The organism is Micromonospora sp. NPDC050686, from assembly GCF_040654475.1.
Lineage (GTDB): Bacteria > Actinomycetota > Actinomycetes > Mycobacteriales > Micromonosporaceae > Micromonospora.
On sequence record NZ_JBFAID010000093.1, the window covers coordinates 1 to 12,867 of the forward strand.

At 69.7% G+C, this 12,867-nt stretch carries 12 protein-coding genes and 2 pseudogenes; 6 read left to right on the plus strand and 8 right to left on the minus strand.

From position 1 onward, the window contains the following. Window positions 1-94 precede the first annotated feature (94 nt). The 4 genes and pseudogenes from AB0H57_RS31540 to AB0H57_RS31555 form a co-directional block, all read right to left on the minus strand. Window positions 95-244: pseudogene (locus AB0H57_RS31540) on the minus strand (sigma factor); the annotation flags it as partial. A gap of 12 nt (window positions 245-256) precedes the next feature. Beyond that, window positions 257-1,429, minus strand: coding sequence for an FAD-dependent oxidoreductase (locus AB0H57_RS31545; RefSeq protein WP_357512322.1), 1,173 nt, complete (start codon window positions 1,427-1,429; stop codon window positions 257-259). A gap of 148 nt (window positions 1,430-1,577) precedes the next feature. Next, complete coding sequence (locus AB0H57_RS31550) at window positions 1,578-2,534, minus strand: sigma-70 family RNA polymerase sigma factor (protein ID WP_357512323.1); 957 nt, start codon at window positions 2,532-2,534, stop codon at window positions 1,578-1,580. Between the two features lie 10 nt (window positions 2,535-2,544). Continuing rightward, complete coding sequence (locus AB0H57_RS31555) at window positions 2,545-3,753, minus strand: FAD-dependent oxidoreductase (RefSeq protein WP_357512333.1); 1,209 nt, start codon at window positions 3,751-3,753, stop codon at window positions 2,545-2,547. A gap of 359 nt (window positions 3,754-4,112) precedes the next feature. On the opposite strand from AB0H57_RS31555, the gene AB0H57_RS31560 reads away from it, so the two are divergent. Continuing rightward, window positions 4,113-4,523, plus strand: a complete 411-nt coding sequence (locus AB0H57_RS31560; RefSeq protein WP_357512324.1) for a VOC family protein — start codon at window positions 4,113-4,115, stop codon at window positions 4,521-4,523. Between the two features lie 72 nt (window positions 4,524-4,595). On the opposite strand, the pseudogene AB0H57_RS31565 reads toward AB0H57_RS31560, so the two are convergent. Next, window positions 4,596-4,821: pseudogene (locus AB0H57_RS31565) on the minus strand (transposase); the annotation flags it as partial. 326 nt (window positions 4,822-5,147) lie between these two features. On the opposite strand from AB0H57_RS31565, the gene AB0H57_RS31570 reads away from it, so the two are divergent. From AB0H57_RS31570 to AB0H57_RS31580, 3 genes are all read left to right on the plus strand, one after another. Beyond that, the gene (locus AB0H57_RS31570; RefSeq protein WP_357512325.1) at window positions 5,148-5,990 is read left to right on the plus strand and encodes an alpha/beta hydrolase; all 843 of its coding nucleotides are present in this window, start codon (window positions 5,148-5,150) and stop codon (window positions 5,988-5,990) included. A 123-nt stretch (window positions 5,991-6,113) separates the two neighbouring features. Further along, window positions 6,114-6,386: a hypothetical protein gene (locus tag AB0H57_RS31575; protein ID WP_357512326.1), complete on the plus strand. Its 273-nt coding sequence runs from the start codon at window positions 6,114-6,116 to the stop codon at window positions 6,384-6,386. Window positions 6,387-7,614: 1,228 nt separating this feature from the next. Further along, window positions 7,615-8,400, plus strand: coding sequence for a hypothetical protein (locus tag AB0H57_RS31580; RefSeq protein ID WP_357512327.1), 786 nt, complete (start codon window positions 7,615-7,617; stop codon window positions 8,398-8,400). 109 nt (window positions 8,401-8,509) lie between these two features. Here the strand turns inward: AB0H57_RS31580 and AB0H57_RS31585 are convergent, their stop codons facing one another. The 3 genes from AB0H57_RS31585 to AB0H57_RS31595 all read right to left on the minus strand — a co-directional run bounded on the left by AB0H57_RS31585 (window position 8,510) and on the right by AB0H57_RS31595 (window position 11,092). Further along, complete coding sequence (locus AB0H57_RS31585) at window positions 8,510-8,662, minus strand: helix-turn-helix domain-containing protein (protein WP_357512328.1); 153 nt, start codon at window positions 8,660-8,662, stop codon at window positions 8,510-8,512. A 349-nt stretch (window positions 8,663-9,011) separates the two neighbouring features. Continuing rightward, the gene (locus tag AB0H57_RS31590; RefSeq protein WP_357512329.1) at window positions 9,012-10,406 is read right to left on the minus strand and encodes a glycoside hydrolase family 6 protein; all 1,395 of its coding nucleotides are present in this window, start codon (window positions 10,404-10,406) and stop codon (window positions 9,012-9,014) included. Window positions 10,407-10,723: 317 nt separating this feature from the next. Beyond that, complete coding sequence (locus AB0H57_RS31595; protein ID WP_357512330.1) at window positions 10,724-11,092, minus strand: hypothetical protein; 369 nt, start codon at window positions 11,090-11,092, stop codon at window positions 10,724-10,726. 8 nt (window positions 11,093-11,100) lie between these two features. On the opposite strand from AB0H57_RS31595, the gene AB0H57_RS31600 reads away from it, so the two are divergent. Both AB0H57_RS31600 and AB0H57_RS31605 read left to right on the plus strand, forming a co-directional pair. After that, window positions 11,101-11,340 carry a hypothetical protein gene (locus AB0H57_RS31600; protein ID WP_357512331.1) on the plus strand — a complete coding sequence of 80 codons (240 nt, stop codon included), beginning with the start codon at window positions 11,101-11,103 and terminating at the stop codon, window positions 11,338-11,340. Between the two features lie 265 nt (window positions 11,341-11,605). Then, the gene (locus tag AB0H57_RS31605) at window positions 11,606-12,796 is read left to right on the plus strand and encodes an MFS transporter (protein WP_357512332.1); all 1,191 of its coding nucleotides are present in this window, start codon (window positions 11,606-11,608) and stop codon (window positions 12,794-12,796) included. The last annotated feature ends 71 nt before the right edge of the window (window positions 12,797-12,867 follow it).

Consider the following 12,867-nt stretch of genomic DNA (forward strand, 5'->3'; position numbering starts at 1 on the left):
GTGACACGCCCCGCCACCGGACCAAACCACGTTTTCCCAGCTCAACCCACCTTCTCGCGGACTAGCCAACCACCTGATCTGTGGAACCCGGGACCCAGCGCAGCCAGGTTTCCTGGAGGACGTCTTCGGCGTCGGCCGCCGGACCGAGCATCTCGTAGGCGACGGTGAACAGCAGGTTCCGGTGGGCCACGAAGGTTTCGGTAGCGGGGTCGGCGGGCAGTGTATCCACTGCAAGACCCTTCATTCGATGGTCAGGTCAGCGGGCGGCGAGCGCCTGGATCCGCTGATGACGGGTGTCGTCTCGGAACTTCCAGGTGAAGGAGCCGGGCTTGTGCGCCTCGTGCGCCAAGTGCTCGATCAGGCCGTTGAAACTGCTGCTCTTGATCTTCGCGCCGAGGAAGCCCCCGACAGCGAAACCTTTGGCGATGTCGTTTGTCGAGGCGATTTGGACGGTGGCGGCGCCGTGGCCCAGACTGACGCACTGCCCGAAGAAGCCGATGGCGATGGTCGTGGGTTGTCCGCCCGCGATCCGGCTGAGCACCGTGTCGGCCGCATGTGCGCCGAGTGGATTGGCGGACTGGCAGCTCATTCGCAGCGGCAGATTCGACGGCGCGGCCGAGTCGCCAGCGGCGACGATGCGGTTGTCGTCGATGCTGGTGAGCGTCTCGTCGGTCAGGAGACGTCCGGCCGCGTCGGTCGTGAGCCCGCTGCGGGCAGCCAGGTCGGGGATGCTGAACCCGGCCGTCCAGATGGTCACCGTGCTGGGCAGCTTGCGGCCGTCCGCCAGCAGGACGGCGTCGCGGCTCACCGCGGTGACCTTCGCACCAGGGCCGTCGATGATGGTCACCCCGAGCTTGGCGAGCCGCTTGGCGAACTTGCGGCGAGTCCGGGAGTGCAGATACGGGTGGAGCACCCTGCCACACACGAGCGTCACGGTGCGGCCCTCGGCTGCCAACTCGGCGGCGACCTCGACGCCTGTCGCGCCCGCTCCGACCACCGTCACCACGTCCGTCGTGGGTGTGGTACCGAGCACCGACCGCAGCCGCTGCGCCTCCTCCAGGCTGGCCATATTGTGGGCGTACTCGGCGGCCCCGGGCACGCTCGGGTCGGCGCTGCCGCTGCCCACTGCGTAGATGAGGTAGTCGTAGCCCACCGTGCCGCCGCTCGCCAACGAAACGGTGCGCTCGGCCGCGTCGATTCGATTGGCGGTGTCGACCACCAGCCGGACGCGGTCGGCCAGGATGTCGCGGTAGCCGACGACCGGGTCGCCAGTTCCGACGACGAGCTGGTGCAGGCGGATGCGGTGAACGAAGTTCGACCGCGGGTTGATCAGGGTCACGGTCACGTCGTCGCGCTGGGTGAGGCGGTTGGCAGCCATGACGCCGGCGTATCCGCCGCCAACCACGACCACGCCAATGTTCTCCGTCATGGTGTCTCCCTCGTTCTCGGTGTTCGGCCACAAGACACCGCCTGAGGGGCTGGCATAACAGCGCGTGAGCCGGGTCACTCGCCCCGGATGACGCCCCGACGTCGGTGGGTAGTCGGCCGAGGTGTTCACAGGCGGACTCGGCGTCGGGTCACCACTGGGTGATGAGCGGCGGGTCCGGTTCGTGCTGCCGCCAGGTTTCGGTGAGGCGGGCCAGGCGGGTGGGGGCGGCGATGCCGCGCACTGTTGCGATCTTTCCGTTGGTGATGTCGAACGTCACGGCGCCGACGACCTGGTCGCCGAGCATGAAAAGGATGGCGGGGGCGCCGTTGACGAGCGCGTAGTGGATGGCGGGCGTACCGCCGACGAGTCGCCGTTTCGCGGGTGTGGGTTTGAAGCCGGCCCGTACGACGGCGGCGATGCGATGCGGAGTGTCGTACCGCAGCAGCGTCTCGGCCAGGCCGGCCGCGCCGTCGGAGATCGCGGTCGCGTCGTCGGTGAGCAGCGCCACCAGCCGTTCGGTGCGGCCCGAGGAGGCAGCGGCGAGGAATTCCTCGACGATCCTGCGGGCGGATGCCGGGTCGACTTCGCCGCCGCGGCGCCGCGCGGCGGTGATGCGGCGCCGGGCCCGGTGGAGGTGCTGCTGGCTTGCCGACTCGGTGATGTCGAGGATCTCGGCGATCTCGGAGTGGCTGTAGGAGAACGCTTCGCGCAGGACGTAGGCGGCCCGCTCGAGGGGTGACAGGCGCTCCATGAGCGTCAGCACGGCCAGGGAGACCGATTCGCGCTGCTCGACAGTGTCGGCCGGGCCGAGCATCGGGTCGCCGTCGAGGAGCGGTTCGGGCAGCCAGGCGCCGACGGTGCGTTCGCGGCGGGCTTGTGCCGAGCGGAGCCGGTCGAGGCACAAGTTGGTGACGACCTTGGTCAGCCAGGCTTCCGGCACCTTGATCCGCTGCCGGTCGACGGCCTGCCAGTGCAGGAACGTATCCTGCACGGCGTCTTCGGCGTCGGTGGCGGAGCCCAGTAGCCGGTAGGCCAGCGAGGCCAGCCGGCACCGGCTGGCCTCGAACCGACTGGTGTCGAAGCGATCGGTGGCGGTGCTGTCCACGCGGATCACTCTAGGCGTCTGCGCCGAGCGCCTTCTTGACGGACGTATCCGGAGCGGCGGTCACGCGGTGCTTGCGCTTGGGCAGGCCGAGGGTCGGGTGCGAGGTGGCCCACAGCGACATCTTGACGATGCCAGCCTTGATCCGCGCGGCCTTCCGGCCGCCCACGTACTTCGGCTTTGCTTGCGCTTCGTGGTCGACCGCCTGCAGGATCCCGTCCTGCCGCCCGAGGCTGATGTGGTTGGCCGTGTAGGTCATCTTGATGTTCGCGATCTTGCGGCCGGTCAGGCGTCCGATGATCGCCTCGATGACCTGCTTGCTGGTGTGGCCGGCCGAAGCGCAGGACATCGGCAGCGGCCGGCCGTTGTCGCCGATGGCGTAGGCGCTGTCGCCGGCGGCGTAGACGTCCGGGTGCGAGACCGACCGCATGGTGCGATCGACGACGATCTGGCCGTTGTCGGTGACCTCCAACCCGCTGGCGGCGGCGATGGGGTTGACCGCGAACCCGGCCGTCCACACGGTGGCGTCGGAGGCCAGGGCGGTGCCGTCGGCGCACAGCACCCGCGTCGCTTTGACGGCTTCGACGCTGGTGTGCTCCAAGACGGTGATGCCCAGCCGGTCGCAGACCTGGCGCAGGTGGCTGCGGGCTCCGACGGAGAGCCGGGCGCCCAGCTCGCCGCGGGCGATCAGCGTCACCGACAGGCCGGGCCGGGATTCGGCAATCTCGGTGGCACTCTCGATGCCGGTCAACCCATCGCCGACGACCAGCACCCTCCCGCCTCCGCGCCGCCCGCCCAGGCTGTCCAGGCGCTCGCGCAGGCGCAGCGCCGAGGGCCGGGCGGCGATGTCGAAGGCATGCTCGGCCACGCCGGGAACGCCGGAGTCGTCGCCGCGGCTGCCGAGGGCGTAGACAAGCGTGTCATAGCCGAGCTCGCCGCCGCCGTCGGCGTCGGCCACAGCGACGACATGGCGCTCGGGGTCGACGGCGGTGACACGGGCCAGGCGCAACCGAATCCCCGTGCCCGCGAACACGTCGGCGAGCTTCGGAGCCTCGATCTCCTGGCCGGCCGCGAGCTGGTGCAGCCGCAGCCGCTGGACGAAGTCCGGCTCAGCGTTGACCACGGTGACCTCGGTGTCCGCCGGGGACAGCCGGCGGGCCAGGTTCCCGGCCAGGAAGGCCCCGGCATAACCGGCGCCGAGGACGACGATGCGGTGCTTCATGTGTTGCTCCTGTCGGTTCGCTTGCTCTGCGTGAGTTGAGCGGAACAGCGCCCCGATTACTGACAGGAACCGCATGTGGCGTGGGTCACAGAGCGGCAGGAGCGCGGCCCAACGATGCTCGCGACGCCGAGGCGGCGCAGATGCAGGCCGAGCTGAACGACGTGAACCGCACGACGGCACCCGCTGCAGAGCACACAGGGCACACATCGTCAGGATCAGCCGTCGTTACTTGCGCTCTCGGTAGAGGGCCAACAACGTGTCGCCCGGGCCCTCCCGGTGACGGAGCCAGGGCCGGGTCCGCGGCGCGGCCAGGCCTGTCTCAAACTCCGGCTTATTTGATCTTGTGACAAGATCGCCGGATGCTGCGACTCACCGATTTCATCATCGACTGCCCGGACCCGATGGAGCTGGCAGCCTTCTATTCAGAGGTGACGGGTCGCCCGGTCAAGGAGGGCAGCCACGGCAACTGGGCCGGTATCCGGTTTGGCGAGATCGAGCTGGCCTTCATCCGGGTGGAGGACTACCGCGCCCCGCAGTGGCCCGACAGCGAGCACCCCAAGCAGTTCCATCTCGACTTCGAGGTTGACGACATCGAGGCCGAACAGAGCCGGGTCCTGGCCCTCGGTGCGACCCTGCAGCAGAACTCCATCGGCCCCGACGGCTACGGCTGGCGCGTCTACACCGACCCCGTCGGCCACCCGTTCTGCCTCTGCCGCAACAAGGGTGTCACCTGGACCGACCAGGGCCTCATCTGGCCCAAGAGCGAGTAGAGCGTGTATCCGAAGTTAGTCAAAGCCATTCGTTGATCGCGACGATGTGTAGGACGGCCTGGTAGCGCGTCTTTGGTCGGCTTTGCTCGGGATAGCGGCCTTTATTCCGCGTTGGGGCAGATAGGCGTGGCTCGCCCGAGAGGTGTACGCCTTGTCGGCCAGCACCCGGGTCAGGCCGGGGCCGGCCACCGGTCGGGCGGGGCACACGGATGCCGGCCAGGATCGCGATGAAGTGTGGGCTGTCTCCGCGTTGCCCAGCAGTCAACACGATCGACAGCGGCTTTTGGCCCTGCTCGCATACCGGCTCGCTCCGGCCGAGGTCCGGCTCCGGCCGGCGTCGCGTACGGTGATTTCCGAAGTGATGCGCAGTGGGCCAGCGGCGGCCATCGCGGCACACCTGGCAAACAGCGGCATCCACAGCGAACACCCCGCCGGACCCGCCTGGACCCTCACCACCGACCCACGGTATGTCCGACGTGCCGCCTCGCGCGTCATGCTGCCGGTTCGCATCCGCCACACACTTCATGCGTGAGCGATGAGTTCGGGCGGCGGACCCGGTCTACCTCGGCATGATCTCGACATCGACCGCGACGCACCTGACCTCCAACGTCTCCCGGTGATCCGATGACCACTATCAACGTCAATGAGACCGTCTTGGGCATCGAGTCGTTCGGTGACGACGACGCGCCACTCGTCCTGCTCGCGGGCGGGACGACGATGCTCTCCTGGCCCGACGCGCTGTGCGAGCGCCTCGCCGCTGGCGGGCGCCGTGTGGTGCGCTACGACCTGCGCGACAGCGGGGAGTCGACAACGAGGGATCCGCAGGCGCCCGCCTACACCCTGCGCGGCCTCGCCGCCGACGCGGCGGCCCTTGCTGACGCGCTCGGCGGGGGCCCTGCGCACCTCGCGGGGATCGGCGTCGGCGGGATGGTCGCCCAGGTGGCCGTGCTCGACCATCCAGGCGCGTTCTCGGCGCTCACCCTGGTCGGCACCCGCCCGGTTGCCCCTGGCCCGCCCGACGATGACCTCCCCGACCATGACCAGGCGACGATGAGCCGGCTGTTCACGCGCCCGATGCCCGATTGGACCGACCGCGAGGCGGTTGCGGAGTTCGCCGCCGCCGGCGCGGAGATCCTCGGCGACGACCCCGCCGCCGCGCGCGCAATCGCTGCGCGCATCTGGGACCGCACACCCGGCACCGCACCACCGGTCCAGATGGCCAACCAGATGGGCATGGTGTTTTCCAGGCTCGACTGCACACCACGCTGGCGTGAGCGCCTACCCGAGATCGAAGTCCCCACGCTCGTCGTCCACGGCCGCCGCGACCGGTTCTTCCCCGTCGGCAACGGCGAGGCGATCGCGCGCGAGATTCCCGCGGCACGGCTACTCGTCCTCAACGAGGCCGCCACTGCGATCCCCGACGCGGCCGCCAGCGAGGTCACCGAGGCGATGCTCACGCTCGGATAGCGGACGGCGGGTGCAATCGCGGGTCTGCGAACCCTAAAGAGCGTGTTTGAGAGGGACTTGATCAGGTCCAGATGAAGGTGCGCTGCGCCTGCCGTCAAGCTGGTCGGCCGCGGATGTACGGCGATGGCCCGCTGGTCAGCGGGCTTCCGCACGATCTCCAGCGTGATCTTCACGGTGTCGCGGGTGCAGTCGACGAGACGGCCCGCGAAGACCATCCTCGGGGCCGGGTTCGGCGTGTCCAGGGCAACCGCCTACCGGCACGTCGCCGAGGTCGTACGCGTCCTCGCGGCGCAGACACCCACCCTGCACGGCGCCCTGACCCGGGTCGCCGCCGACGGCTGGTCACACGTGATCCTCGACGGGAAACTCTTCGACACCGACCGACTCGCCCCCTGAAGGGAAAGATCCACTCGGGGTGCCCTGACATGATCCACCAGGGACGCAACGTCCCTTCGTGGACAATCACAGGAGTGGGAGTTGCTGGTTTCAGCATATCCGCAGAACGGCGGCGCCGTGCTCCGTGTCGAAAGGGCGGGTCACCCAAACTTCCACCTCGAGTATTTTGTTGAGCCAATGAGGGACCCAGTCCTGCTGATGCCAGGCCCAGGCAACGGCAATCATGGAACTCGAAGAGGCTCCCGTCTGCGCCGGTAGTAAGCAATGGTGACTGTGAGGAGCAACGGACCCCACAACAATAGAGGTGCATACGCCGCATAAGCTATCCAGGCATCGGAGGTTTGCTCGGGGGGTGGGCACGCCGGGTTATACGGTGGCGGCTGCCGCAGCTTGAACACTGGATTGAGGATAAAAGCATAGGCATACACCAAGAAGATAAATGCCGCTCCCGAACCAGCCATCGTCGTCACGATCTTTGCGGAAATGGGCTTCCCGCCGACAAAAGGTACCCATGACGGGAACCTTTCGCCCCACTCCCGAACTAGGCCCACCGTCAAGCAAGCTGCCACAAACGAGACCACCGAGAGGGAACTGACGTAGAGCTTCTCCCACGGAGGACCGTTGAAACAAGCCTCTTCACCCCACGCAACCTCACTCAATCGCCACAAGGAGGATGGCAGCACGCAGAGCGGGGTCAGATAGGCCGCAACACGCAGGCTCCAGTGAGGCGTGGGTCTGACGGCAGGCGAAGCAATGTGTGGGTCTCGCACCAAATCCCCCATAAACTTTCTGCGCGATACAAGCCATCGCTAACGGTAAGGGCCTGAGCGATGTCCGACCTCTGCCGATCGGCAGATAAGTTCGCTGAACGGCTGCCGCAGCCAGAGGCCGATGAAGGCGAACAGAAGCAACTGCGAGAGGTGGGCGGCACGTTCCCTCGGATGGGGGACACAGTCCCTCTCTTAGGAGAGGTCGGCGTGGTCGGATCGGTGCCACCCTGGACTCCATGAAAGCCACCCGGATCCACGAGGAGACTCCCGCGCCGGCGGTACGGCCGAAGGCATCCTTTGCTTGGGCGTCGCCAGCGGTCTTGGTTTGGGCGGTCGGCTACGGCGCGGCGCGCGTCTATTGGGCAGTCGGGGATGGCCCGTCGTTTCCGCCGATCGGCTCGGATCTGATCGGCTTCACGGGCTGGGCTGCCGTGCTCCTGTGTGCCGCTGGCGCTGTGGTGGCGCTCCTGCTCAGAGTGGCGGCCGGCTGGCGCTGGCCGCTGGCAATCGCCGCTTGGGCGGTAAGTGCCGCGCTGGTGGCGGCCTGCCCGATTTTGCTACTGGACGCGGTCGGTCTGCTGATCCCCGGTCTGGGGCTGCCGTTCCACCTCAGTGCGTTCCTGAGCCGGGTAGCCTGCTTCGCCGGGGCGGCGCTGGTAGCCGCCGCCGCGCTGTCGTACCAGCGCCGGTGGCGCGGGGACTGCCCGGCGTGCAGCCGTACGGGTGACGTCAGCCGGACCGATGACGGGAGCCGAGCGGCGGGGGCCCCGTGGTGGGCCTGGTGTGGCGCGTACCTGGCGGTGGCCGGATGCCTGGTCCGGCTGCTCGCCCAGGTCGCGGTCGGCCGGAACAACAACCCGTTGAACGCGGGCCCCTCCATGCTGGTCTTCGAAGTCGGGTTCCTGCTGGCGGGGGTGGTGCTGCCGCTGGCCCTCGTGCACTCCTGGGGGCGGATCTTCCCCCGATGGGTGCCGCTGCTCGCCGGGCGTCGGGTGCCTCGCTGGTTGCCGTTGGGGCCCGGGTGCGCGATAGCCGGGGGGCTGATCGTGTACTTCGGCGTCGCCATGGTGCAACTCGCTATCGAGACGACAACGGGCACCTGGGATCCAGGTGATGGGTCACTGCCGCTGGCTTTCTTCTGGGTCGCGGTGCCGGCGTACTGGGTGTGGGGCGGCGGGCTCGGGGCCGCCGCCCTCGCCTACCACCGCGCCACCCGCCCGCCGTGCCGGGCGTGCGGTCACTGATTCAGCCCTTTCAAGCGCTGTCCAGCCGAACGCTGAACCACCTCGCCGGCCTGATCCGAGCGCACCGGTCTCGGGTCTGCTCATCGATCCGTCTCGGTGCGCCCCCGCTTCATTTTGGGTTCAGGGCGTCGAACCCCCGTTCCTTGAACGCGTGGATCACGTCGCGGACGTAGTCCTCGGTCACCTTCAACAGGTGGGCGATGTCCGGGGCCGGCTGCCCTTGGGCGGACATCAGCACCACGATCGCCTGCCGCAGCTTCACCGGTCCTTCGCGGTCCGGGCGATCTTCTTTAACCGCTGTCCCTCGGCCATCGACACCTGCCGGGACGAACACCTCCGGCCGTCTGTCGACCAGCCATCACCTCCCACCACGAATGCTGGGGAACTAGCCTGCCCGATCCATCCTCAGAACCGAGGCAACCGGACGAAGTCGGGATTCGGCGACCAACTCCAAGATCCGCCACCCGGATTACCCGTTCAAGGGCTGCATGACGAGGCACTGGTACTCCAGCCGGGGATGTTGACCTTGGCTACGGGAGGCTTTGGGCCGGAGGAGGACGGGCCCGGCGCGGAGAGTGGTCCTCCGCGCCGGGCCGGGGCATCGGGTGGGGTCAGCCGGCCGCGCAGGTGGCCGTCGCGCCGGGGCCGTTGCCGGTGCCCTGGAAGCCGAAGTTGGTCGACTGCCCGGCGCCGACGTGGCCGTTGTAGCTCACGTTGGTGAACCGGACGGTCCCGCTGGTACCGCTGGCCTGTGCGCTCCAGGTGCCGGTGATCGCGGCGCCGCTGGGCAGCGCGATGGTCACGGTCCAGCCGTTGATGTCCGCAGAGCCGGCGGTGACCGTCACGCTCGCGGTGAAGCCGCCGGGCCACTGGTTGACCGCCACCGACGCGGAGCAGCCGTTACCCGGCGGCGGCGGCGTGGTGGTGGGGGGCGCCGTGGTCGGCGGCGCGGTCGTCGGCGGGGTCGTGGTCGGGGGCGCGGTGGTCGGCGGCGTGGTGGTGGGCGGCGTGGTGGTGGGCGGGTTGGGCGCGCCGTTGGCCAGGCTGAAGGCCAGGTCCGGCTGGAACGAACCGGCCGTGTAGCGGCAGCCGTCCGCCTCCCCCGGCGGCTTCACCCAGAGGTACGCGTCGATGTTGGCATCGCCGGTGTTCGTCGTCGGGTACATCCCGATGCGCCGGTCGGTGTTGTCGTCGGCGCACCAGTCACCGCTGGCACCCCCGTTGCGGCTGGTGTCGATGACCTGGCGCTTGCCCGAGATACCCATGCCGTTGAGGGCGGAGATGACCGCCCGGCCGAAGTTCGCCTCGTTGGAGGTGGAGTTGAAGTTCGACACGTTGGTGAAGAAGCCGTCGGCGTACTGCACGCCGGCCGCCCGGAGCCGGTTGGCCGTCTCGTTCGCGCTGTTCCAGGTGGAGTGGCCGCCGTCGAGGTACACCTTGGCGTTGGGGTTGGCCGACTTGATGGTCCGGGTGGCCGTCGTGATCGCCTGGTTGCGTGCGTTGATCTCGCCGCTGCTCAGGCACGTCAGCAGGGCGAGCGAGTCGGTTTCCAGGACGATGATGACGGTCTGGTTGCCCAGCCCCCGGGCGAAGTTGGACACCCACGTCTGGTACTGGTTGAGGTCCGGCGCCCCACCGGCGCTGGCACCGCCGCAGTCCCGGTTGGTGATCTCGTACACCGACAGCACCGGGATCTGCTGCGCCGCGTTGGCGGCGCCGATGAACCCGGAGACCTCGGACTGCACGGTCGACGGGTTGAAGTTGGCGAACCAGCGGGCCTGCGGCTGACTCGCGATCTTGTCGCGGATGACGGCGGTACGCGAGTCGCCGGGGTTGGCGGCGACCCAGCGGACAACGGCCGAACTCGGGTCGCGGTAGAGCGATCCGGACACCGTACCGGCGGACGCGCCGCCGACGGCGAGGCAGACGCCGGCGGCGGTGGCGCCCGCGACGGCCGCCACAGTGATGGCCGCCGATCTGCGGCGGAGCGAGGAGAGAGTAGCCACGACGTGTTGCCTCCGGATCACATAGATGTTTCTAAGTTGATGGGAGCGTTCCCATGGACGGTAGCGGAGGCGCGCGTCGCTGCCAAGATGTGAAGACTCGTCGTTGAGGCAGCGGCCGCGCTTGTGTGTCACGGCTCGCGCAGGGCCTCGGTCGTGACGACATGTGGCGGGCAGGACCTGGCGGAAGCAGCCGAACTTCTCGCGCTTCAGGCCGAGACGCCGCACGGAAGGCCGCCCCTCGTCGGCGGCCTCCCGCCGTCGGCGGCGTTCGACGAGTCGCCGCCGCCCCTCGACACCCGACGAAGCGTTCGCGTGGGTCACCGGATCGTCTGTCCGAGGCGGGGTGCGACGACCCGCAGGAGGGGCAGGGCGATGAGCAATGCGACCGCGACGAGCAGGCCACTGACCCACACCGGGCCGAGGTCCACAGTGTTGGCCCCGAGGGTCGCCGCTGCAACGACTGGGCCGCCAGCAGCACCGATGTTGAGCGCCGCGGTCGCATACGACCCTTCCATGGTGGGCGCGCCCGCTGCCTCATGGAGCACCCGGGCGATCAGGGTGCCGCCCAACGCGAAGGAAAGCGCGCTCTGCACGAACACGAGGAGCAGAAGCGCCGCGGGCTGGGCGGCCAGGGCCGCCAACGCGGCCCAGCCGAGCAACAGCAACGGGCCACCCACTGCGATCACGATGCCGGATGCTGCCCAGGCTGCTCCTGGTCATGCTGCTCGGTGCCCTGGTCCACGCTGCCACCTTCGCCACGTTCACCTTCCTCGCGCCGATCGCGACTGACACCGCCGGCCTGGGCGAGCTGTGGGTCTCGGTCGTACTGGTGCTCTTTGGTGTTGGGTCCTTCGTCGGCGTCACCCTTGCGGGACGCCTCTCCGACCGCCACGGCAAGCAGGTAGAGCGGCAGAGGCATCAAGAGCCGAGGTGAGAGAACGAGAAGGAGACGTCTCGTCACCGCGGCCAGCGCGCCATGGCTGCACGCAACCGACTTTCGGGTCACCGTCCCGACGCCCTGCTGGGTTATCGTCGGCGGGTGATCCCGGTGAAGGCCACGGCGGCCGCGTACGCGCAGTGGATCACTCCGGCTCTCCCGCTCTACGGCGACGACCACGAGCGGTCCGACTTCGCTCCCTGAGGCGCCCCACGCACCCGACGCCTCCTCGCCCGATTCCTCACTCCGGGAGCGATGCCCCATGTCCGTCGACACCTCGATCCGGACGGTGCTGCGCGCGCCGCAGGTCATCCGGGTCCTCCTGGGCAGCCAGATCGGCCGGTTGCCCACCGCCAGCGGCCCGCTGGCGCTGCTGCTCTTCGCCCGCCAGTCGATGAGCCTGGCCGCCGCCGGCCTGCTGGTCGCCGCGTACACGGCCGGCATGGCGGTGGGCACCCCGCTGCTCGCCCGGGCGGTGGACCGCTGGCGGCAGCCGCCGGTGCTCTGGGCGGCGGCGGTCGTCTCCGGCCTCGGCTTCGGCGCGGTGGCGCTCACCGGCGGGCACCTGGCCGGCGCGGTCACCGGGGCGGCGGTCGCCGGGTTCGGCACACCGCCGCTGGAGGCGTGCCTGCGTACGCTCTGGCCGGCCCTGCTACCGCCGGCCACGGTGCCCACCGCGTACACGCTGGACATCGCCGTCCAAGAAGTGATCTTCGTGGTGGGACCGCTGGTCACCCTGCTCGCGGTGACCGTTGGCGGGCCGACCGCCGGGCTGTTCGCCGCCGCCGTGGTGCAGCTCGCCGGCACCGCGATGTACGCCCTCAGTCCCGCCGCCCGGGCCTGGCGCGGGGTGGCCGCGGTTCGACACTGGGCCGGGCCGCTGCGCGTACCCCGGTTCGGGGTGATGATGCTCGGCGTGGTCGGCGTCGGCGCGGCGGTCGGCAGCATCGCGGTGGCGGTGACCGGCTACGCCGAGTCGGCCGGCGACCGGCGGCTCAGCGGTTGGTTGCTGGCGGCGCAGGCGGCCGGCGCGCTCGCCGGCGGCCTGTTCTACACCCGGGCCCGGCCGGGCGGCCCCGGCCGGCTGCCGCTGCTGGCCGCCGCGCTCACGGTCGGCTACCTGCCGCTGCTGCTGACGCCCGGCCCGGTCCCGATGGCCGGCCTGCTCGCGGTGAGCGGGCTGGCGCTGCCGCCGGTGCTGACCGCCGTCTTCCTCACCGCCGAGCGGCTGGCCGAGCCCGGCACGGTGGCCGAGGCGTTCGCCTGGGTGAGCACGGCGTTCGTGGTGGGCAGCGCCGCCGGCTCCGCGCTCGCCGGTCCGCTGGTGTCGGCCGGCACCCGGTACGGGCTGGCGGTCGCCCCCGCCGCGGCGCTGCTCGGCACGGCCGTGTTCTGGGCGGTCTCGCTCGGCGATCGAGCGCCGTCGCGAGCGGCCGGACTCACTCCTGGCTGATCCCGGGTCGCTCCCGTCGGCCTGGCTCACGCCCGGACGCCGGTGGCCGGCGGGTCCGCGCCACGCGGACC

Coding starts and splice junctions, on each gene's coding strand:
- AB0H57_RS31545 (WP_357512322.1), bottom strand. CDS start 1,429: ATGACGGAGAACATTGGCGTGGTCGTGGTTGGCGGCGGATACGCCGGC.
- AB0H57_RS31555 (WP_357512333.1), bottom strand. CDS start 3,753: ATGAAGCACCGCATCGTCGTCCTCGGCGCCGGTTATGCCGGGGCCTTC.
- AB0H57_RS31560 (WP_357512324.1), top strand. CDS start 4,113: ATGCTGCGACTCACCGATTTCATCATCGACTGCCCGGACCCGATGGAG.
- AB0H57_RS31570 (WP_357512325.1), top strand. CDS start 5,148: ATGACCACTATCAACGTCAATGAGACCGTCTTGGGCATCGAGTCGTTC.
- AB0H57_RS31575 (WP_357512326.1), top strand. CDS start 6,114: ATGGCCCGCTGGTCAGCGGGCTTCCGCACGATCTCCAGCGTGATCTTC.
- AB0H57_RS31600 (WP_357512331.1), top strand. CDS start 11,101: ATGCTGCCCAGGCTGCTCCTGGTCATGCTGCTCGGTGCCCTGGTCCAC.
- AB0H57_RS31605 (WP_357512332.1), top strand. CDS start 11,606: ATGTCCGTCGACACCTCGATCCGGACGGTGCTGCGCGCGCCGCAGGTC.